A 19,595-nucleotide genomic window follows, 5' to 3' on the forward strand; every position below is an offset into this window, starting at 1 on the left:
TCCTCCGCCGGAGCGGGAGCGGGACACGGCCACCGCGGTGCAGGGCGCCGCCCCGGCGCGGCCGGCCACCAGCGCGCGCGCGGCAGCCCCGGCGAGCCGCTCCGGCGCGAGCGGCGGGGCCTTCACGGTGCAGCTCGCGGCGGCGACCAGCCGCGGCGACGCCGAGCGGCTCGCGTCGCGCTACGCGTCGATCGGCGCGCGCGTCGAGTCGGCCGACGTCGCCGGGAAGGGGCGCGTCTACCGGGTGCGCGCCGGGCGCTTCCCGGATCGCGCGTCCGCCGAGCGTTACCTGAAGGACGTCGTCCGGGAAACCGGGGCGAAGGGGTTCGTCGCCGAGAACCGGTGACCGCAGATTCCGAGGTGATCATGAGCACGTTCGAGAAGCCGAAGCGTGTCGAGAAGCCCTGGGGGCACGAGCTCTGGTGGGCTCACACCGACCGCTACGTCGGGAAGCTCCTGCACGTGAAGGCGGGGAACCAGCTCTCGCTCCAGTACCACGTGAAGAAGGACGAGACGATCCACCTCTGGAGCGGGGACATGGTCCTCGTGCTGAAGGACGGCGACCGGCTGGTCGATCACCCGATGAAGCCCGGCGACAGCTACCACGTGAAGCCGGGCACGGTTCACCGGATGCGCGCGATCACGGACGTGGACGTGCTCGAGGTCTCGACGCCGGAGGTCGAGGACGTCGTCCGGGTGCAGGACGATTACGGACGGTGAAAGATCGAGCGCGGCCGGCCCGCCCGGGACCGACGCGCCGGTCGAGGCGCTTGGAGTGGGGTAGCCACCGGCGGGGCGCGAACGCGCCTTCGCCGCCCGGACGCGGCAACGGCTCCGCCGGCGCGGCCCGCCTCGTCCAATCAAACCAAGAGCATCCCGATCGCGGCCGCGAGCGCGACCAGCGCCGCGGCGACGAGGAGCCAGCGCCCCGGGCGCTCGGCCCGGAGCTCCCGCACGCCGTCGAGCGCCCGCATGCTGCCGGCCCGCACCCAGCGCGTGGACGTCTCCGCCCGGACCAGGTCGTCGTCCGAGAGGAACCCGTGGGCGTAGAGGTCGTGCAGATCGCGGAGCGAGGGCACGACGAGCTCCTCGCCGCGCGCGTCCTTCACGCGGTAGGTCATCACGGTGCGGGTCATGCCGGGCCGAGCTCCTCGCAGATCGCCTCCGCCACGCGGAGGCCGTCCACCGCGGACGAGACGATCCCGCCCGCGTAGCCGGCCCCCTCGCCGGCGGGGTAGAGGCCGCGGATCGCGGGCGACTGGAGATCCTCGCCGCGGACGACGCGGCAGGGGGCGCTCGTCCGCGTCTCGACGCCGATGAGGAGCGCCTCGTCCGTGACGAACCCGCGCATCCGCCGCCCGAAGCTCCGCAGCCCCGCCCGGAGCGCCTCCCGGACGGCGGGAGGGAACAGGGTCGAGAGATCCGCCGGGACCACGCCGGGCCGGTACGACGTCCGCCCGGGGGGCGCCCCGGGCACGCCCGCCAGGTACGCCGAGAGGCGCTGGGCGGGCGCGCGGTAGCCGCCGCCGCCCAGGGCGTACGCGGCGCGCTCCCACTTGCGCTGCCAGGCGAGGCCGGCGAGCGGCCCCTCGAACCCCTCCGCGGCGAAGTCGGCGGGAGAGACCGCCACCACGAGGCCGGCGTTCGCGAGGGGCGAGGAGCGACGGGAGCTCGACATCCCGTTCGTGCACTGCAGCTCGGGCTCGGTCGGCGTCGGGACGACCACGCCGCCCGGGCACATGCAGAACGAGAACACGCCCCGGGCCTCACCGGCGATCCGCGGGTTGTCCGCCAGCTTGTAGTCCGCGGGCGGGAGCTTCGGGTGCCGCCGCTCCATCCCGTACTGGATCCGGTCGATGAGCGGCTGCGGGTGCTCGGCCCGGAACCCCACCGCGAAGGGCTTCGCCTCGACGGGCCAGCCGCGGCGGGCGAACAGCTCGAACAGCTCGCGGGCGCTGTTCCCGGGCGCGAGCACGAGCCGGTCGGAGTCCACGGTGCGCCCGTCCGCGAGCCGCACCCCGCGGAAGCGGCCGCCGGCCACCTCGAGGTCCACCGCGCGGGCCCCCCAGTGGAACGTGCACCCGCCGCGCTCCAGCTCCTCGCGCATCGCCGAGATCGCCGCGGGCAGGAGGTCCGAGCCGACGTGCGGCTTCCCCTCGGCGAGGATGCGCGCGATGCCCCCGAACCGGGCGAAGAGCTCGATCACCTTGCGCACCTCCGGGTGGTGGATGCGCGTGCCGAGCTTCCCGTCCGTGTAGGCGCCGGCGCCCCCCTCGCCGAAGTTCATGTTCGACTCGGGGTCGAGCGCGCCGGAGCGCATCAGCTCGGCGACGTCGCGGCGCCGCGGTCCGACCGGCTTGCCGCGATCGAGCACGACCGAGGCGATCCCGCGCTCGAGGAGGCCCCAGGCGCAGAAGAGGCCGGCGGGGCCGGCGCCGAGGATCACCGGGGGCGTCTCGGGGCGGCGCGCGGGGGAGGGGGCCGGGGCGGGCGGGCTCACCGGCGACACGTCGGCGGGGGCGCCGCGGAGCTCGCCCTCGAGCGACACCTCGAGGTTGACGAGCCAGCGCGGGTGCCCCTTCTTGCGCGCGTCGAGCGAGCGCCGGACCACGAGGGCGTCGGACAGGCTCGCGGACGCGACGCCCAGGCGCTCCGCCGCACGCCGGACGATCAGCGCGTCGTCCTCGTCGAGCCAGAGCGGGATGTTCGAGACGCGGTAGCGCAAGCGGCTCTCCTGGAGCGCGAAGCTTCCTACGCGCGTGGACCCCGTGCGGGTGGGGAGATGCGAAGGGCGCTACGCACCGGACGAAGGGACCACCGAAGGGCAGGTCGAGCACAAGTACAGGAGAACATTGGGAGTGTCATCAGGTATCGCGTTTGGCGCGGAGCTTGCTCTCAGGACGCCCCGTTCAACCGCACGGACCGGGGCGCGGAACGCGCGCCGCTTCGGCCCCGGGGAGAGAGCTCAATGGTGCCAGGCATGCTCGACGTCAAGGGAACGAAGATCCTCGCGAAGTCTCTCTTCAAGGAGCTGCGTGGCAACGGGTACTCGACGAACCAGATCCTGAGCCTCTCGACGGAGCTCATCGATCTCGTCACCCAGAACCTGAAGGGCGAGCAGGGCGAGGGCGCGCCCGGCGAGGAGGCGCGCGGCACGCCCGCGCCCGTCGCGCTCGGCGACAAGGCGAAGGAGGGCTGGCGGGCTGCGCTGTAGCCGCACGTCACCTCGCACGAACCGTAAACGAGTCCTCGCGGCGCCGGCACCCCCGGCGCCGCCTGCTTTTCCGCGAGTCATGACGCCACCCGTCCGCGTCGAGCCCGGGCGGGCGGCGCGCCGGTCCTCCGACCGCGCCGCGAGGGGGCTCCGCGACGGGGGAGCACTGCTGTCATTTCGTTGACAGTTTCCTCTCGCGGAAAGTAGGTTAGGGCCCCTTTTTCAACCCCTTGGGAGGTGGCCATGGCGAGGATCGCAATCAACGGCTTCGGGCGGATCGGTCGGTGCGTCGTTCGCGCGGCGCTCGAGCGCGGCGAGAAGGACCTCGAGTTCGTCTCCATCAACGACCTCACCGACACGAAGACCCTCGCCCACCTCCTCAAGTACGACTCGGTTCACGGCGTCCTGGACGCCGAGGTGAAGGCGACCGAGAAGGCGATCGTCGTCAACGGCAAGGAGATCCAGGTCACGGCGATCAAGTCGCCGGCCGACCTGCCGCACGCGGCGAACAAGGTCGACCTCGTGCTCGAGTGCACGGGCCTCTTCACGGAGCGCGCGAAGGCCGAGACGCACCTCCAGGCCGGCGCGCCGCGGGTGCTCCTCTCCGCCCCCGGCAAGCAGCCGGACATCACGGTCGCCTACGGCATCAACCACCAGCAGATCGACCGGTCGAAGCACAAGATCATCTCGAACGCGTCCTGCACGACCAACTGCCTCACGCCGGTCGCCAAGGTGCTGCTCGAGAGCTTCGGCATCCGGCGCGGCCTGATGACGACGATCCACAGCTACACGAACGACCAGAACCTGCTCGACCTGCCGCACAAGGATCTGCGCCGCGCCCGCGCCGCCGCGCTCTCCATGATCCCGTCCACCACGGGCGCGGCCAAGGCCGTCGCCGAGGTGATCCCGGCCCTCAAGGGCAAGCTGCACGGCACCTCCGTCCGCGTCCCGACGCCGAACGTCTCCCTGGTCGACCTCACCGTCGAGCTGGAGAAGCAGGCCTCGGCCGAGCAGATCAACGCGGCGTTCAAGGCGGCGGCCGAGGGCGCGCTGAAGGGCGTCCTCGCCTACTCCGACGCCCCGACGGTCTCCGTGGACTACAACCACGACCCGCACTCGTCGATCTTCGACGCGACCAGCACGTTCGTCGTCGAGGGCACCTTCGCGAAGGTCTTCGCCTGGTACGACAACGAGTGGGGCTTCTCGAACCGCATGGTCGACGTCGCGAAGTTCCTCACCAAGTAGGCGGACGCGCCATGGCGCTCAAGACCATCGACGCGCTGAGCCTCGCGGGGAAGCGCGTCTTCATCCGCGTGGACTTCAACGTCCCCCTCGACGAGCACGGGAAGGTCGCCGACGACGCCCGCATCCGCGCCGCGCTGCCGACGATCCAGTACGCCCTGAAGCACAAGGCCAAGGTGATCCTCGCCTCGCACCTCGGCCGGCCGAAGGGGAAGCCCGACGACCGCAAGAAGCTCACCCTCGAGCCCGCCGCGCAGCGCCTCTCCGAGCTGCTGGCGCAGGACGTGATCCTCGCCGACGACTGCGTCGGCGACGGGGTGAAGAAGCTCGTCCGCGATCTCAAGGACGGCCAGGTGCTCCTCCTCGAGAACCTCCGGTTCCACCCCGAGGAGGAGAAGAACGACGAGGGCTTCGCGCGGGAGCTCGCGAGCCTCGCCGACGTGTGGGTGAACGACGCCTTCGGCACGGCCCACCGCGCCCACGCCTCGACGGCGGGGATGGCGAGGTTCGTGAAGGAGAAGGCGGCGGGCTTCCTCATCCAGAAGGAGCTCGAGTACCTCGGCAAGGCGCTCGGCCACCCGGCCCGGCCCTTCGTCGCGATCGTCGGGGGCGCGAAGGTCTCCGACAAGATCAAGGTGCTCGAGAACCTCATCGCGAAGGCCGACGCGGTGCTCGTCGGCGGCGCGATGGCGTACACGTTCCTCGAGGCGCAGGGCGTGCCGGTCGGGAAGAGCCTCGTCGAGAAGGACAAGCTCGACCTGGCCCGCCAGATCCTCGATCGCGCGAAGGCGCGCAACGTCGATCTGCTCCTGCCGACCGACCACGTCTGCGGCGCCGAGCCCAAGGAGACCGCGGAGCGCGTGGTCGTGAACGACCGCGCCATCCCCGCGGAGCTGATGGGGCTCGACATCGGGCCGAAGACGCTCGACCGGTACCGGCAGCGGATCCTGGACGCGAAGACCGTGTTCTGGAACGGCCCGATGGGCCTCTTCGAGCAGAAGCCGTGGGCGGAGGGGACCTTCGGCGTCGCCCAGGCGATGGCGAAGAGCCCCGCGGTCACCGTGGTCGGCGGCGGCGACAGCGCGGCGGCCGTCGAGGAGGCGGGGCTCGTCGATCAGATGAAGCACGTCTCCACGGGCGGCGGCGCGAGCCTCGAGTTCATCGAGGGGCGCGTCCTCCCCGGCATCCAGGCGCTCGAGGAGTAGCCCTTGGCCCGAACTCCGTTCGTCTGCGGCAACTGGAAGATGCACGAGACCGTCCCCGAGGCGGTCGCGCTCGCGAGCGAGGTCCGGGATGGGCTCGGCGAGGCGGCGGGGAAGGTGCAGGTCGCCGTCGCCCCGCCGTTCACCGCGCTGCACGCGGTCGGGCAGGCGCTCGCCGGGTCGCGCGTCGAGCTCGCCGCCCAGGACGTGCACTGGGAGGCGAAGGGCGCGTTCACGGGCGAAGTCTCCCCGGGGATGCTGCTCGACGCCGGCTGCGCCCACTGCGTCGTGGGCCACAGCGAGCGCCGCCACCTCTTCGGCGAGACCGACGAGGCGGTGCGCCGGAAGGTCGGCGCGCTCCTCGGCGCCGGCCTCCGCCCCATCGTCTGCGTGGGCGAGACCCTCGCCGAGCGGGAGGGGAGCCGGACGCTCGAGGTGGTCGAGCGGCAGGTCCGCCAGGGGCTCGCCGGCCTCTCCGCCGAGCAGCTCGAGCGGGTGACGGTCGCCTACGAGCCGGTCTGGGCCATCGGCACCGGGAAGACGGCCACCGCCGCCCAGGCGCAGGAGGTCCACGCGGCGATCCGGAAGATCCTCCGGGAGCTGGGGGGTTCCGCTGCGGACCGGATTCGGATTCAATATGGGGGCTCGGTGAAGCCCGAGAATGCCCGGGAGCTGATGTCCCAGCCCGACGTCGACGGCGCGCTCGTCGGCGGGGCGAGCCTCAAGGCGAAGGACTTCCTCGCCATCGTGAAAGGTGCACTCCGTTGATCACGCTCGTCACCATCATCCACGTCCTCGTCTGCGTGTTCCTGATCCTCGTGATCCTGCTCCAGGCGGGGAAGAGCGGGGGCATGGCCGGTATCGGCGGCGGCGCCTCGCAGACGGTGTTCGGCGGGCGCGGCTCGCAGACGTTCCTCGGCAAGGTGACCAGCGTCTCGGCGGCGATCTTCATGCTGACCTCGCTGACCCTCGCCTACCAGGCCTCGAAGACCACCTCCGTGGTCGATCGCGGCGGGGCGGCGCCGTTCGCGCCCGCTCCCGCCGGCGGCGCGCCGGCCCCGGCCGGACAGGCTCCTGCGTCGCAGGCGCCGGCCCAGCAGCCCGCGCCGGCGGCACCGGCCGCACCGGCCCAGGGCGGCTCGGCGCCGACGCCGTCACACTAGGCCGCCGGCAGGGCACGCTCCCTCACGCGGAGGCCCGGGGCGCTGGTCGCTCCGGGCCTTCGTGCGTCCGGCGTCCGTCGGCTGCGCTCGGATCATTCACGCACCGTGACGCCATGCGGCGCCCCCGGGCGTCCTCGACTCCGAGCCGCGCGCTCGCGCGCGCGACGCCCAGGGCGAACGGGTGCTGCTCGGGGCGGACGGACGTCGGTCGGAACGCGCCCGCCGGATCGTCTTCGGGATGGAGGTGTGGGCGCCGGCTCGACCGGACGTCGAAGGGGACGATCGCGGAGAGCGGCCGGCTCCCCGAGCGCGCCAGCAGGGAAGGGCGGGGCCGGAAAAGGAAGAAGGGGACCCGGTTGCCCGGATCCCCTTCAGTGCCCAGGGCGAGATTCGAACTCGCACGCCTTACGGCGCCACCCCCTCAAGATGGTGTGTCTACCAGTTCCACCACCTGGGCGAAGCGAAGCGGACGGGTTTCTAGCAAAGGCCCGTTCCGGGCGCAATAGCGGAAACGCAGGCGCTCGCCGGATCGCCACCCGGGCGTCGATCCGGCCCGGGAGGCGCCGGCGCGGCGGGTCACTTCTCGAGGTACTGCCGCTTGGCCTCGACGTCCTTCCACTGCTCGGCGTCGGGGAGGGGATCCTTCTTCTCGCTGATGTTCGGCCAGGTCTTGCAGAGCTCGGCGTTGAGCCGCACGTACTCGGACCACTTCGTCGGCAGGCTGTCCTCCGGGAAGATGGCCTTGGTCGGGCACGCCGGCTCGCACGCTCCGCAGTCGATGCACTCGTCCGGATGGATCACGAGGAAGTTCGCCCCCTCGTAGAAGCAGTCCACCGGACAGACCTCGACGCAGTCGGTGTACTTGCACTTGATGCACGGCTCGGCGACGACGTAGGCCATGTGCTCCTCCCCGGTTCCCCGCAGGGGTTCCTAACCTACTTCTCGTAGTAGTCGAGGCCGAGGTGGGTGATGAGCTCCTCGCCCGCGAGGTGCCGGAGGGTGTTCTTGAGCTTGGTGAGCTGGATGAAGAGGTCGTGCTCGGGGTAGAGCCCCTCGGCGACCATCGGGCTCTTGAAGTAGAAGGACAGCCACTCCTGGATGCCGCTCATCCCCGCGCGCTGCGCGAGGTCGAGGAACAGCGCGATGTCCAGGGCGACGGGGGCCGCGAGGATCGAGTCCCGGCAGAGGAAGTTCACCTTGATCTGCATCGGGTAGCCGAGCCAGCCGACGATGTCGATCGCGTCCCAGCCCTCCTTGTTGTCGCCGCGCGGCCGGTAGTAGTGGATCTGGACCTTGTGGTCGAACCGCCCGTAGAGGTCCGGGTACAGCTCCGGCTGCAGGATGTGGTCGAGCACGGACAGCTTCGAGACCTCCTTCGTCTTGAAGCTGCCGGGGTCGTCGAGCACCTCGCCGTCGCGGTTGCCGAGGATGTTGGTGGAGAACCAGCCCTGGAGCCCGAGCATGCGCGCCTTCAGCATCGGCGCGAGGACGGTCTTCATGAGGGTCTGGCCGGTCTTGAAGTCCTTCCCGGCGACGGCGACGCCCTGCTTCCGCGCGAGCTGTTGCAGGGCGGGCACGTCCACGGTCAGGTTCGGCGCGCCGTTCGCGAACGGGACGCCCTCCTTCAGCGCCGCCCACGCGTAGATCATGGAGGGGGCGATCGCGGGGTCGTTCGCCGCCATGGCCTTCTCGAAGCGCGCGAGCTCGCCGTGCACCGCGGAGCGCTCGAGGAAGGTCTCGGTGGAGGCGCACCAGACCATCACCGCGCGATCGCACGCGGCGTCCCGCACGAAGCGCCGGATGTCGTCCCGGAGCTGCTCGCCCAGGTCGAGCTTGCTCCGGCCCTTCTTCACGTTCGGGCCGTCCAGCCGCTTCACGTACTGCGGGGAGAAGACCGCCGGCATCGGCCGGACGGCCGCGAGCGGCGTCCGGAGCTGCTCGAGCAGGTCGTGCTCGAGGACGTTCGCGTGGCGCGCCGACTCGTACGCGTCGTCCGGGAAGACGTCCCAGGCGCCGAAGCGGACGTCGTCGAGCGCCGCGAGCGGCAGGAGCTCCCGGATGAGCGGGGTCCGCTTCTCGGTCCGCTTTCCGAGGCGGACCGTCCCCATCTGCGTGAGCGAGCCGATGGGCTTGGCGAGGCCGCGTCGGACGGCCTCCACGCCGGCGATGAGGGTGGTCGCGACGGCGCCGAGGCCCGGCACCAGGATGGCGAGCCGGCCGCTGGCCGGCGCGATGGTCGGTTGCTTTTTCACGTGAGGTCCCCCGGGCGTTGCGCCCGCCCAAAGGTTCGGACTCCTCGGCGCGCCGCAAGGACCGTCCCGAGCCCTCCGCCGCGACCTCGACGTGGGCTCGGTGGCAGGGGGGCCCGGCGCGGGTAATATGGCCCGATGACGCGCGGCTCCCCTCGAACGTGCTGGGCTGCCCCCCGCCCGGGGACGCGAGGGCTCCCGGCCGGGCCCGCGCTCCCGGCGGGCCGGACCGATGGTCGCCACGCGGAGTCGCCGTGGCCGGCGCCGGCGCGGCCCCGTCGCGCGAGGGCCCGTCGCACGGGGGGCCGATGCACGAGGCGTCGATGAACGCTCCGCTCGTCATCTTCCTGCAGCACGGCGGGTGGGAAGAGCGCTACCAGGCGGTCACGCTCGGCGTGACGGCGGCGGCGTTCGGCGAGCCGGTCACGCTCGCGCTCTTCTTCGAGCCCCTCCGGCTCTGGGTCGGCGGGCGCTTCGACGAAGGCGCGCCTCCGCAGGCGGCCGCGGCCCACGTCGCCCCCCTCCGGGAGTCGCTCGACGAGGCCCGGCGCGAGCTCGGCCTGCGGGTCGTCGCGTGCGACACCGCCATCCGGCTCGCCGGCCTCGTGCCCGACCGGATCCGCCCGGCGCTCGACGCGATCGAGACGCTGCCCGCGCTCTGGCGCGCCGCGCGCGAAGGGCGGGGGCTGACGCTCTGATCCCGCCCGCCCCCCGCGCTTGCCCGTCTCGGTTCAGCGGGATATAGGCCCTCGCGTGCCCCTCTCCGCGAAGAGCGCCCTCGTCATCGGCGCGGGCGGCCTCGGCGGCCCGGCCCTCCTCACGCTGGCGGCCGCGGGCGTGGGGCGGCTCGTGCTGGTCGAGAACGACGCGGTCGACACCTCGAACCTGAACCGGCAGCCGCTCTTCAAGGAGGCGGACGTCGGCGAGCGCAAGGCGAGGGTCGCGGCGGCGCGGCTCGCCGCGCTGTTCCCGTCCGTCGTGGTGGAGCCCCGGGACGAGCGGTTCGACGCGGGGAACGCGGTCGAGCTGATCCGCGGCGTGGACGTGGTCCTCGACGGCTCGGACAACTTCGCGACCAAGTTCCTGGCGAGCGACGCCGCGCTCCGCGCCGGCCGGCCGCTCGTCCATGGCGGGGTGCTCCGCACCACGGCGCAGCTCCTCACGATCTCGCCGGCCGGGTTGGGAGGGTGCCTGCGCTGCCTCTTCGAGGCGCCGCCGCCGCCCGGCTCGGTGCCGTCCTGCGCCGACGCCGGCATCCTCGGCCCCGTGGCCTCGTTCGCGGGCGGGCTGATGGCCGCCGAGGCGCTCCGGCTGCTCGCGGGGGAGCGCGGCGCCTACGAGGGGCGGCTGTTCACCTACGAGGCCCGGACCGCGCGCGGGCGGCTCGTGCTGGTCCGCAAGCGCCAGGGGTGCGCCGCGTGCGCCGGCACCCAGCCGCTCGGCGGGACCGCCTCCGCGAGCGCGTGCGAGGTCACCGCGGGCCGCTCCGGGGAGCTCGCGTGACGGCGCCCGTCGCGCGGCTCGACCTCCGCGCCTACGCCTGCCCGCTCACCTGGGTGAAGACGCGGATCGCCCTCGAGCGGTTGCCGGTCGGCGGGCGGCTCGAGCTCTGGCTCCGGGAGGGCGAACCCGTCGAGAGCGTCCCGCGCAGCGCGGAGGAGGACGGTCACCGCGTGCTGTCGGTGGAGGCGATCCCGGGGGAGCCGCCGGGCGCCTACCGGGTGCTCGTCGAGAAGGGCGCGGCGCCCGCCGCCGCGCTCCCGTGACGAGCGTCTGCGCGATGCGAGGAGGTCCACCGTGGCGTTGACCGAAGATCGTGTGGCCCGCTGGTCGCGGCAGCTCATCGTCCCCGGGTTCGGCGAGGCCGCCCAGGAGCGGCTCCAGGCCGCGCGCGTGCGGGTCGTCGGGGCCGACGGGGTGTCCTCCGCCGCGCTCGTCGCGCTGGTGCAGGCCGGCGTCGGCCGGCTCTGGCTCGACGATCCGGAGGCGGTGGGGCCCGCGGATCGCGCGGGGTGGCTCTTCCCGCCGGCGTCGGTCGGCAGCGACCGGGCCGCCGCCGCGCGCGCCGCGCTCGCGCCGCTCTCCGCCTACGTGTCGGTGGACGCGTACCCGACGGGCGGCGTCCCGGACGCGACGCTCGTCTGCGCCCCCTCGGCGGCGCAGGCGATGGCCGCCGCGGAGGCCGCCCGGCGCGCGCGGATCCCGCACGTGGTGGTCGAGGTGGACGGCGACGGCGGCGCGGTGATCTCGGTCCCGCCGGGCGCGCCGTGCTACGCGTGCGCCCGGTCCGCGGCGGGGGGCGGCCGCCCGCCGGCGGCCGGTGTCGCGGCCCTCGCGTCCCTCGCCGCGGTGGAGCTGGTGCAGCTCGTCGCCACGCCGGAGGTGGTCGGCGCAGGCCGCCGCATCGAGCTGGTCCGCGGCATGACGAGCGTCAGGCCGACCGTCCGCCTCGCCGGCTGCGCCTGCGCTGAAGCCCCCGCGCAGGGCTGATCGCCCGGGCCCCGTTCACCACCAGTCGCCTCGCGGGCGCCGGTCGGCGGCACGCCCGGAGGCTCCCTATTTCGGCTGCAGGGCGCATCCGGTGCGCGTCCAATTGACCCAACGGAGAGGCCGGAATTGCGCAACCAGGCGACATCACAGCGTAACTTCTTTCAGCGCCGGCAACTGCTCAATTTTGCGGGAGGACTCTTCGCGGGTATACTGCGGATACCAGCCGCTCGACCCCGGCTCGCCGCTGGTGAACGCGAGCCGGTCCCGGGGGCGCGACCGGAGGTAGCATGGAGACCCAGCAGGGCGCGGGATTCGTGATCTGGCTCACCGGCATGAACCGGGCCGGCAAGAGCACGCTCGCCAAGCACCTGGCCGGGCGGCTCGCCGCCGCCGGCCGACCGGTCGAGCTCCTGGACGAGGACGGCGACGCGGCGCTCCTGCTCGAGGGGCTCGGCACGTCCAAGGACGACCGGGCGCGGGCGGTGGCACGCCTCGGCTACGTGGCCAAGGCGGTGATGCGCTCGGGCGGCGTCGCGGTCTGCGCGGCGCTCTCTCCGTTCCGCGACGCGCGGGAGCTCCTCCGGAAGGAGGCCCGGCGGTTCGTGGAGGTCTTCGTCGACTGCTCGATGGAGGAGCTCCAGCGACGCGATCCCGAGGGCATCTACGCGCGCGCGCTGGCGGGCGAGCTCAAGGAGATCCCGGGGGTGGACGTTCCGTACGAGCCGCCGGCCCGCCCCGAGGTGACGGTCCACAGCGATCAGCTCCCGGTCGAGGAGGCGGGGACGCGGGTCTTCCAGGCGCTCGTGGACGCGAAGTACGTCGGCCCGACCGAGTTCGGCAGGCTCACCGGCGGCCTCCGCCCGCGCCGGGGGAAGGCCGGCCGCGAGGGCGCGCGGCGCAAGCTCGACGCGAAGGCACCCGCCCGGAAGGCGCCGCGCAAGGTCGCGGCCCGCCGCCCGAAGCCCTCCAAGGCCCGCCGGTAGCCTGGCCCGCTGGCGCCTCGTCCCGGCCGAGGGTAGAAAGACCGGGACATGAGCAACGTCCAGCTCGAGGCCCTCCGCGCGTCGTCGGAGGCCAAGCTCGCGCGCATGAAGGCCGGGATCGCCGGCCTCGGCAGCGCCGTGGTCGCGTTCTCCGCCGGCGTCGACTCCACCTTCGTGCTCGCCGTCGCCCGCGAGGTGCTCGGCGCCCGCGCGGTCGCCCTCACGGCGCACTCCCCCTCCGTGCCCCAGGCCGAGCGCGAGGAGGCGCGGGCGCTCGCGGCGCGGCTCGGCGTTCGCCACGTCGAGGTGGCGAGCCGCGAGCAGGACGATCCGCGCTACGTCGCGAACGGCGCCGACCGCTGCTACTACTGCAAGTCCGAGCTGTACCGGCTCTGCGAGGAGACCGCGCACGCCGAGGGGCTCGCCGCGATCCTCGACGGCTTCAACGCGGACGATCGGCGGGACCACCGGCCCGGCCACCAGGCCGCGGTGGAGCGGGGGATCCGCTCCCCGCTCGCGGAGGCGGGGCTCTCGAAGGACGAGGTCCGCGCCTGGAGTGCCGCCTACGGCCTGCCCACCTGGGACAAGCCGCAGATGGCCTGCCTCGCGTCCCGCATCCCGTACGGCACCGCCGTGACGCCCGAGCGGCTCGCGCAGGTCGAGCGCGCCGAGGCGGGGCTGCGCGCGCTCGGGCTCGTGAGCTTCCGGGTCCGGCACCACGGCGACATCGGTCGGATCGAGATCGACGCGGACGAGATCGAGGGCGCCTTCGCGCGGCGGGCCGAGCTGGCCGCGGCGGTGAAGGCCGCCGGCTTCAAGCTCGCCGTGCTCGATCTGGAGCCGTTCCGCTCGGGGCGGATGAACGCGCTCGCCGGGATCGCGCTGCCGGTGGTGAACGGGTGAGCCCGGCCCGGACGGTGGTCACGGCCGCGGCGCTCGCTGCCGCGGTCCTCGCCGGCGGCTCCGCGCGCGCGCTCGAGCCGCGGTTCGATCATCGTGACGAGCACGGCCCGTTCGTGCAGGCGGTCCTCGGGCACGACAGCGTCGCGGTCAGCGGGAAGCCCACCGCGTCCTCCTTCCGCTCCGCGCTCCGCCTTGCGTACGGCTTCGACGTGACGGGGGAGGGGGACGAGATCGTCCTCGGGGCCGAGGGCGCGCTGCGCTCCTGGGACGATCCCGCGCGGACCCACGTGAACCTCGCCCTGGACGCGCGGTACCGGGCCTACTTCGGCACCGAGGAGCTCAAGACCTTCTTCGACGCGGGGATCTGGGTGCCGGTCCGATCGCGCCTCGCGGCCGGACCGCTGATCGGCGCGGGCCTCGCCTACGACTTCTCCCGGACGTCGGGGGTCTTCCTCGCGGGCGGGGTCGCCACCGCCTTCGGCCAGGCCCGCGTCGCGTCCTTCTCGGCGTCCCTCGGGGCACAGCTCCGCTTCGAGTAGCGCGCCGCGGCCAGCGACGCGGGGCTTCGCGGCCCCCATTCGCCGATCGCGCTGGAGCGGGCGGGCCGGACGCGGAGGCCGCATGGCGACACCCGCCCGAGTCGAGCGTCGCAGCGGTAGGTCGATGTAGGCGTGGGCCGCCGTCGCGCGACCCTGTCAAGAAAACGGCTGGGATGACGAATTCTTGCGAGCCCGGTATCGGGTGGTAGCGTGTGGGTGGAAGTCATCACGTGTCGCAAGGAGCGCACATGCACCCCGTCGATGTCATCACCACCGTCGCGCAGAACCCCGAGCTCTCGAACCGGCTCGAGCCGATGCTCGTCCGGCTCCCCCGCCCGCTCGCCGCCGAGCTCCGCAACCTGGCCCGGAGCACCCGCGTCCGCCAGTCCGATTACCTCCGCGAGGCGGTCGCGGACCTCCTCGCGAAGTACGGCCGCGCCCCGGCCGGCCGGACCGAGATGTGAGCCCGGGGGCGACGCGGGTGCCCCCGCTGCCGCCGCCCCGTCGGATCGCCCCGTGGAGGCGCGCGCCCCCTGCGCGTACCTTCAGGCGTGAGGGTGAGACGGCGGCTCGCCCACCAGCCCCGGCGGGTAGCGGACCGCCGCGAGCGTGAGCCCCCACCCGGGCGCGCGCACGCCGCGGTAGCGCCCGCGGGCCGCGAGGAGCTCGCGGATCACCGTGGGCGGCGCGCGTCCGACGCCGGCGGTCACGGCGGTGCCGACCAGGTTCCGCACCATCGCCCGCAGGAACCCCTTCCCCTCGAGGACGACGGCGTGGAGCGGCGCCCAGCTCGCCGAGATCACCTCGGCGGAGAGCAGCGTGCGAACCGTCCCGCGCTGCTCGCCGGGTCGCGCGAACGCGATGAAGTCGTGCTCGCCGACCGCGGCCGCGAGGGCCGCGCGCATCGCGTCGGGATCCAGGGAAGGCGAGGGCAGATCGGGGAACGCGCGCGGATCCGGCAGGCTCCACGCGTACGGGCGGAGCGGCTCCGGTGCAGGCGCGCCGACCAGGTACACGTACCTGCGCGAGAGCGCGCTGCCGCGGGCGTGGAAGCCGGCCGGCGCGCGCCACGCGTCGAGCACGAGGATGGAAGCGGGCAGCCGCGCGTTGAGCGCGCGGCGGAGCGCGTCCGGGTCGAGGGAGACTCGGGTCGCGAACCCCACCACCTGCGCGAGCGCGTGCACCCCGGCGTCGGTCCGCGCCGCGACCTGCAGCGTGGCGCGCACGCCGAGCGACCCGAGCGCGTCCGACAGCGCGTCCTGGATCGTCGGCAGGCCGGGCTGGTGCTGGAACCCGCGGAACGGGCCGCCGTCGTAGAGGAGCCTGAGAGCGTAGAACCGTCTTTCCACGCGTGCTATCTACACCGCGGCGCGCGCTCCGGCGCGGGCCGACTTCCCCATCCCCCCAAACCTCGATCCCAGATCGCACGCGCATGGCAGACGCGACGCCCCTCCTCATCGAAGACCCCGCCCTCGAGCGCGGGGAGTGGCTCTTCCGGCGGGCCGGCGAGGTCTTCGGGCCGGTCGACTCCCGGACCCTCGCCGCGATGCTCTACCGCGGCGAGCTCGACCCGGCGACGCCCGTCTCACCCGGCGACGGGACCTGGCGTCCGGTCGGGGAGATCTCGTTGTTCGTGGTCCACGCGAAGAAGGCGCAGGCCGCCCTTCGCGTCGAGCGCGAGGTCACCGGGGCGCGGCTCCTCCGCGCGCGCAGGCAGCGCCGCCACGCCGCGCTCGTCGCGGCCGCCGCCGTGCTCCTGGTCGCGGCGGGCGTCGGCGGCGGGCTCCTCTTCTGGCGGCTCCGGACCGGGGGCGCCGCGCGGAGCCGCCTGCTCGAGGACTTCGGCTCGGGCATCTCGCTCGCGTCTGCGGTGCGCGTCGGGGTCGGGGCGGGGGCGCGCGCGGGGGCCGAGGACGAGATCGAGATCCCGGCGGACGAGCGCGCGAGGTCCTCGGGCGCGGAGGGCGCGGAGCGGCTCCGCGCGGCGCCCGAGACCGGGCGAGGCCAGGGGCTCGCGGCCACGGCGTCGAGCCGCCGGGCGAGCAGCGACGTGGAGGGCGGCGAGCTCGTCGAGGCGCAGTTCGACGTCGGCAAGATCCAGCAGGTCGTCGCCCGCGAGCAGCGGACCCTCGCGCCGTGCTTCCGGGAGGAGGCGGAGCGCTCGCCGGAGTTCCGCGGCGACGTCCCGCTCGAGTTCGCCGTCGGGAACGACGGGCGCGTCGCGGCGCTGTGGATCGACGAGCCGCGGTTCAAGGAGGGCAGGCTCCGCGAGTGCCTGCTCGCGCAGCTCAGGACGTGGAGCTTCCCGAAGTTCCCGGGGCAGCGCCCGACGGTCCAGCTCGCCTTCCGGATCGGTCGATGACCGCCACCGCCGAGAAGCTCGCCGCCCACGCGGAGGATCTGCCGGAGGGCTCCTTCCGCCGGAAGGTGCTCGAGGGGGCCCAGCGCTTCAAGTCCGCCTGGGTCGAGCTCGGGCGCCTCCTCGTGGAGGTGAAGCGCAAGGAGCTCTGGCGCGGGTGGGGGTACCCGAGCTTCGAGCGGTACTGCTCGAAGGAGCTCTTCATCCGGAGCGCCACCGCGGACAAGCTCACGGCGAGCTACGGGTTCCTCGAGCGGCACGAACCCCGGCTCGTACACGCGGCGGGCGACGAGGCGAAGGCGCCGCCCTTCGAGGTGATCGAGGTGCTGTCGCGCGCCGAGGCGTCCGGCCGCCTGTCCGACGGCGGGTGGCGCGAGCTGCGGGACGAGGTCCTCGAGCGCCCCCCGACCCCCGCCGCGATGACGCGCAAGCTCGCGGAGAAGTTCGGCCCGCCGCCGCCGCCGCCGCCGCGCCCCGAGGAGGAGCGGCTCGCCCGGCTCGCCCAGGCGGCGCGGCGGCTCGCCGACGCGTGCCACGCCGAGGGGGCCGTCCCGGAGGGCGTGGCGCAGCGCGCCGCGGACCTCGCCGGGGATCTCGAGGCGCTCCTGGAGAAGTAAACGAAGCCTCCTGGGGTTTGAGAGGGCGGTGCGCGAGACCCCTGGCTATATTCGGCGCACGGGGCCTCCGGTTCGGGGGTCCAGAGGTTTGGTGGTAACATCCAAGCGGACGAGGGACGCGTGAGCCGGAAAGAGCACCATCACGGAAATCTCTCCTGTTCCTTCTGCGGGAAGGGGCAGCGAGAGGTTCGCAAGCTCATCGCGGGGCCCACGGTCTACATCTGCGACGAGTGCATCCGGCTCTGCAACGACATCATCGCCGAGGAGGCGGAGCGCGACGACGGACGTCCGGCCGTCTCCCTGCCCACCCCGGCCGAGATCAAGAGCTTCCTCGACGACTACGTGGTCGGTCAGGAGAAGGCCAAGAAGGTCCTCTCGGTCGCGGTCTACAACCACTACAAGCGCGTCTACTCGCGCAAGCCCGCCCGGCCGGTGCGCCCGGGGCAGGCGCGCGCCGCAGGCGAGGACGTCGAGCTGCAGAAGTCGAACATCCTGCTCATCGGCCCGACCGGCTCGGGCAAGACGCTGCTCGCCCAGTCCCTCGCGCGGTTCCTGAACGTCCCGTTCACGATCGCCGACGCGACCAGCCTCACCGAGGCCGGGTACGTGGGCGAGGACGTCGAGAACATCATCCAGAACCTGCTCCACAACGCCGACTACGACGTCGAGAAGGCGTCCCGCGGCATCGTCTACATCGACGAGATCGACAAGATCGCGCGCAAGGGCGACACGCCGTCGCCCACGCGCGACGTGGGCGGCGAGGGCGTGCAGCAGGCGCTCCTCAAGATCATCGAGGGCACGCGCGCGAACGTGACCCCGCGCGGCGGCAAGAAGTACAACCAGCAGGAGTACATCCAGGTCGACACCTCGAACGTCCTCTTCATCGTCGGCGGCGCGTTCTGCGGGCTCGAGCAGGTCATCCGCCGGCGCGTCGGGGTGAAGGGGCTCGGGTTCGGCGCGAAGATCGAGAAGAAGGAGGAGGCCTCGCTCGGCGAGCTCCTCGCGCGGATCGAGCCGTCGGACCTGGTCCGGTTCGGGATGATCCCGGAGTTCGTGGGGCGCCTGCCGATCATCGCGACGCTCTCGGATCTGAGCGAGGAGGACCTCGTGACGATCCTCACCCAGCCGAAGAACGCCCTCACGAAGCAGTACGTGAAGCTCTTCGACCTCGAGAAGGTGAAGCTCTCCTTCACGAAGGAGTCGCTGCGGGCCACGGCCCGCGAGGCGATGCGCCGCAAGAGCGGCGCGCGCGGCCTCCGGGCCATCCTCGAGCAGGCGATGCTCGACATCATGTACGACGTCCCGTACCGGGAGGGCGTCAAGGAGTGCAAGATCACGGAGGGCGTCATCCTGAACAAGGAGCCGCCGCTCCTCTCCTTCGAGAAGGAGAAGAAGCTCGCCTGAGCCGCGCCCGGCGCGTTCGCTCGATCGGGCCGGCCCCGCGCCAGCGGGTGCCGGCCCGCCGCGTTTCGAGACGCTCCTCTCGACGGGAGAGCGCGCGTGGGCCCGTCGGTGCGCGTCCCGACCGAGGTGAACGCGGCGCACACTGTGCTGCGAGCGGCCGCCGCACGGCGACGGAACCCAGCGAACTCACGGCGGGATTGCTCCGGCATGCTCCTTGCTGCTCGATTAGGAGGTACTCGAGCGGCTCGCGCGGTTGCGCGAGCGGCCGAGACCGCCACGGAGGTCCCCAATGCGTCGCCGTTCGATCGCGCTCCTCGTGCTCACCGTCGCCACGCTCCCGCTCGGGGCGCTCGGCCAGGACCGCGAGTGGGAGGAGGACTACACCGGTCAGGGGGACTACGGACCTCCGCCTGGCGGCGACTACGACGTCTCGGTCGATCTCAGCGATCAGGGCAGCGTCTCGTTCGACACGTTCTACGGCGCGCTCTCGCCGTACGGAGAGTGGGTCGAGGTCGGGGCCTACGGCCGCTGCTGGCGGCCCCACGTGGCCGCCGGCTGGCGCCCGTACTACTACGGGCGGTGGGAGTGGACGAACGAGGGCTGGCTCTGGGTCTCCGACGAGCCGTGGGGCTGGGGCCCGTATCACTACGGCCGATGGACGTGGGACGGCGGCCTCGGCTGGCTCTGGATCCCCGGCTACCAGTGGGCGCCGGCGTGGGTCTCGTGGCGCTATTCGGGTGACGTGGTCGGGTGGGCGCCGCTCGGGCCAGGCCTCTCCGTGTACATCTCGAGCTATCCGTTCGTGGACTACTGGTGGACGTTCGTCCCGACGGCCCGGTTCGTGGCGGTGCCGGTCTACTCCGTGGCGTACGCGCCGCGCTACGCCAGGCAGTACTTCTACGCGACGAGCCCGGCGCCGCCGCGGCCGGTCCCGTCGCGTCCCGCCCCGGGCGCGCGACCGGCGCCGGCGTGGGGCGGACCCGCGCCGCGCGTCATCGAGCAGCGGATCGGGCGGCCCGTGACGCCGGTCCGGATCGTCCCGTCGCCGTCGCCGGGGGCGGGCAGGGTGAGGCCTGGCGAGGTCTCGATCTACCGGCCGGAGCGGCCGTCGCCGGGGCGCGGCCCTGGCGCGGTGCCGGCCCCCGGGCGCTCGGGCGGAGCGGTCCAGGCTCCCGGCCGCGGGCAGGGCGGGTTCGCGCCCGGTCGCGAGGCGCCGGGCCGCGGGCAGGG

Annotated in this window: 24 protein-coding genes and 1 tRNA gene; 19 read left to right on the plus strand and 6 right to left on the minus strand. The window is 73.3% G+C overall.

What is annotated here, in order from left to right; all coding sequences use genetic code 11:
• Both MNZ27_RS19300 and MNZ27_RS19305 read left to right on the plus strand, forming a co-directional pair.
• Window positions 1-346: SPOR domain-containing protein (locus MNZ27_RS19300; protein WP_242395726.1), on the plus strand; the 346-nt coding region annotated here is incomplete at its 5' end.
• Window positions 347-366: 20 nt separating this feature from the next.
• Entirely contained in the window at window positions 367-720 is a 354-nt protein-coding gene (locus MNZ27_RS19305) for a cupin domain-containing protein (RefSeq protein WP_277958135.1), read from the plus strand.
• Window positions 721-860: 140 nt separating this feature from the next.
• On the opposite strand, the gene MNZ27_RS19310 is transcribed toward MNZ27_RS19305, so the two are convergent.
• Together MNZ27_RS19310 and MNZ27_RS19315 are read right to left on the minus strand one after the other, a co-directional pair.
• The gene (locus MNZ27_RS19310) at window positions 861-1,136 is read right to left on the minus strand and encodes a hypothetical protein (protein WP_242395728.1); all 276 of its coding nucleotides are present in this window, start codon (window positions 1,134-1,136) and stop codon (window positions 861-863) included.
• Complete coding sequence (locus tag MNZ27_RS19315; protein ID WP_242395729.1) at window positions 1,133-2,725, minus strand: NAD(P)/FAD-dependent oxidoreductase; 1,593 nt, start codon at window positions 2,723-2,725, stop codon at window positions 1,133-1,135. The genes MNZ27_RS19310 and MNZ27_RS19315 overlap by 4 nt, the downstream gene beginning before the upstream one ends.
• 255 nt (window positions 2,726-2,980) lie before the next feature.
• On the opposite strand from MNZ27_RS19315, the gene MNZ27_RS19320 reads away from it, so the two are divergent.
• From MNZ27_RS19320 to secG, 5 genes are all read left to right on the plus strand, one after another.
• Window positions 2,981-3,214: a hypothetical protein gene (locus MNZ27_RS19320; protein ID WP_242395730.1), complete on the plus strand. Its 234-nt coding sequence runs from the start codon at window positions 2,981-2,983 to the stop codon at window positions 3,212-3,214.
• 243 nt (window positions 3,215-3,457) lie between these two features.
• Complete coding sequence (gene gap / locus MNZ27_RS19325; RefSeq protein WP_242395731.1) at window positions 3,458-4,459, plus strand: type I glyceraldehyde-3-phosphate dehydrogenase; 1,002 nt, start codon at window positions 3,458-3,460, stop codon at window positions 4,457-4,459.
• 11 nt (window positions 4,460-4,470) lie between these two features.
• The gene (locus MNZ27_RS19330) at window positions 4,471-5,661 is read left to right on the plus strand and encodes a phosphoglycerate kinase (protein ID WP_242395732.1); all 1,191 of its coding nucleotides are present in this window, start codon (window positions 4,471-4,473) and stop codon (window positions 5,659-5,661) included.
• A gap of 3 nt (window positions 5,662-5,664) precedes the next feature.
• Entirely contained in the window at window positions 5,665-6,426 is a 762-nt protein-coding gene (tpiA, locus tag MNZ27_RS19335; protein WP_242395733.1) for a triose-phosphate isomerase, read from the plus strand.
• Entirely contained in the window at window positions 6,423-6,821 is a 399-nt protein-coding gene (secG, locus tag MNZ27_RS19340) for a preprotein translocase subunit SecG (protein ID WP_242395734.1), read from the plus strand. Before tpiA ends, secG begins: the two co-directional genes overlap by 4 nt.
• A 375-nt stretch (window positions 6,822-7,196) precedes the next feature.
• Here the strand turns inward: secG and MNZ27_RS19345 are convergent.
• The 3 genes from MNZ27_RS19345 to MNZ27_RS19355 form a co-directional block, all read right to left on the minus strand.
• A tRNA-Leu gene (locus MNZ27_RS19345) sits at window positions 7,197-7,278 on the minus strand.
• A gap of 119 nt (window positions 7,279-7,397) precedes the next feature.
• Window positions 7,398-7,721: a ferredoxin FdxA gene (gene fdxA / locus MNZ27_RS19350; protein ID WP_242395735.1), complete on the minus strand. Its 324-nt coding sequence runs from the start codon at window positions 7,719-7,721 to the stop codon at window positions 7,398-7,400.
• Between the two features lie 35 nt (window positions 7,722-7,756).
• Window positions 7,757-9,073, minus strand: a complete 1,317-nt coding sequence (locus MNZ27_RS19355) for an inositol-3-phosphate synthase (protein ID WP_242395736.1) — start codon at window positions 9,071-9,073, stop codon at window positions 7,757-7,759.
• Between the two features lie 320 nt (window positions 9,074-9,393).
• Here MNZ27_RS19355 and MNZ27_RS19360 point away from each other — a divergent pair, with 320 nt between their 5' ends.
• The 8 genes from MNZ27_RS19360 (at window position 9,394) to MNZ27_RS19395 (ending at window position 14,449) form a co-directional block, all read left to right on the plus strand.
• Entirely contained in the window at window positions 9,394-9,768 is a 375-nt protein-coding gene (locus MNZ27_RS19360) for a hypothetical protein (protein ID WP_242395737.1), read from the plus strand.
• 55 nt (window positions 9,769-9,823) lie between these two features.
• Entirely contained in the window at window positions 9,824-10,573 is a 750-nt protein-coding gene (locus MNZ27_RS19365) for a HesA/MoeB/ThiF family protein (protein ID WP_242395738.1), read from the plus strand.
• A complete protein-coding gene (locus MNZ27_RS19370) occupies window positions 10,570-10,836 on the plus strand; it encodes a sulfurtransferase TusA family protein (protein WP_242395739.1) in 267 nt (88 codons plus the stop codon). Before MNZ27_RS19365 ends, MNZ27_RS19370 begins: the two co-directional genes overlap by 4 nt.
• 31 nt (window positions 10,837-10,867) lie before the next feature.
• Window positions 10,868-11,560, plus strand: a complete 693-nt coding sequence (locus MNZ27_RS19375) for a HesA/MoeB/ThiF family protein (RefSeq protein WP_242395740.1) — start codon at window positions 10,868-10,870, stop codon at window positions 11,558-11,560.
• Between the two features lie 287 nt (window positions 11,561-11,847).
• Window positions 11,848-12,543, plus strand: coding sequence for an adenylyl-sulfate kinase (gene cysC, locus MNZ27_RS19380; protein WP_242395741.1), 696 nt, complete (start codon window positions 11,848-11,850; stop codon window positions 12,541-12,543).
• 48 nt (window positions 12,544-12,591) lie between these two features.
• On the plus strand, window positions 12,592-13,446 hold the full coding sequence (gene larE, locus MNZ27_RS19385) for an ATP-dependent sacrificial sulfur transferase LarE (RefSeq protein WP_242395742.1): 855 nt from the start codon (window positions 12,592-12,594) through the stop codon (window positions 13,444-13,446).
• Entirely contained in the window at window positions 13,443-13,985 is a 543-nt protein-coding gene (locus MNZ27_RS19390; RefSeq protein ID WP_242395743.1) for a hypothetical protein, read from the plus strand. Before larE ends, MNZ27_RS19390 begins: the two co-directional genes overlap by 4 nt.
• Window positions 13,986-14,233: 248 nt before the next feature.
• Window positions 14,234-14,449, plus strand: coding sequence for a ribbon-helix-helix domain-containing protein (locus MNZ27_RS19395; RefSeq protein ID WP_242395744.1), 216 nt, complete (start codon window positions 14,234-14,236; stop codon window positions 14,447-14,449).
• An 81-nt stretch (window positions 14,450-14,530) separates the two neighbouring features.
• On the opposite strand, the gene truA is transcribed toward MNZ27_RS19395, so the two are convergent.
• Entirely contained in the window at window positions 14,531-15,334 is an 804-nt protein-coding gene (gene truA / locus MNZ27_RS19400; protein ID WP_242395745.1) for a tRNA pseudouridine(38-40) synthase TruA, read from the minus strand.
• Between the two features lie 83 nt (window positions 15,335-15,417).
• Between truA and MNZ27_RS19405 the strand changes: the two genes are divergently transcribed.
• The 4 genes from MNZ27_RS19405 to MNZ27_RS19420 form a co-directional block, all read left to right on the plus strand.
• Window positions 15,418-16,347, plus strand: a complete 930-nt coding sequence (locus MNZ27_RS19405; RefSeq protein WP_242395746.1) for an AgmX/PglI C-terminal domain-containing protein — start codon at window positions 15,418-15,420, stop codon at window positions 16,345-16,347.
• Window positions 16,344-16,961, plus strand: a complete 618-nt coding sequence (locus tag MNZ27_RS19410) for a hypothetical protein (RefSeq protein ID WP_242395747.1) — start codon at window positions 16,344-16,346, stop codon at window positions 16,959-16,961. The genes MNZ27_RS19405 and MNZ27_RS19410 overlap by 4 nt, the downstream gene beginning before the upstream one ends.
• Window positions 16,962-17,081: 120 nt before the next feature.
• On the plus strand, window positions 17,082-18,365 hold the full coding sequence (gene clpX, locus MNZ27_RS19415) for an ATP-dependent Clp protease ATP-binding subunit ClpX (RefSeq protein WP_242395748.1): 1,284 nt from the start codon (window positions 17,082-17,084) through the stop codon (window positions 18,363-18,365).
• 289 nt (window positions 18,366-18,654) lie between these two features.
• Window positions 18,655-19,595 (plus strand): DUF6600 domain-containing protein (locus tag MNZ27_RS19420; RefSeq protein WP_332843112.1); only part of this gene is annotated, 941 nt, incomplete at its 3' end.

Source organism: Anaeromyxobacter oryzisoli (assembly GCF_022690765.1).
In the GTDB taxonomy this organism is placed as follows: Bacteria; Myxococcota; Myxococcia; order Myxococcales; family Anaeromyxobacteraceae; genus Anaeromyxobacter; species Anaeromyxobacter oryzisoli.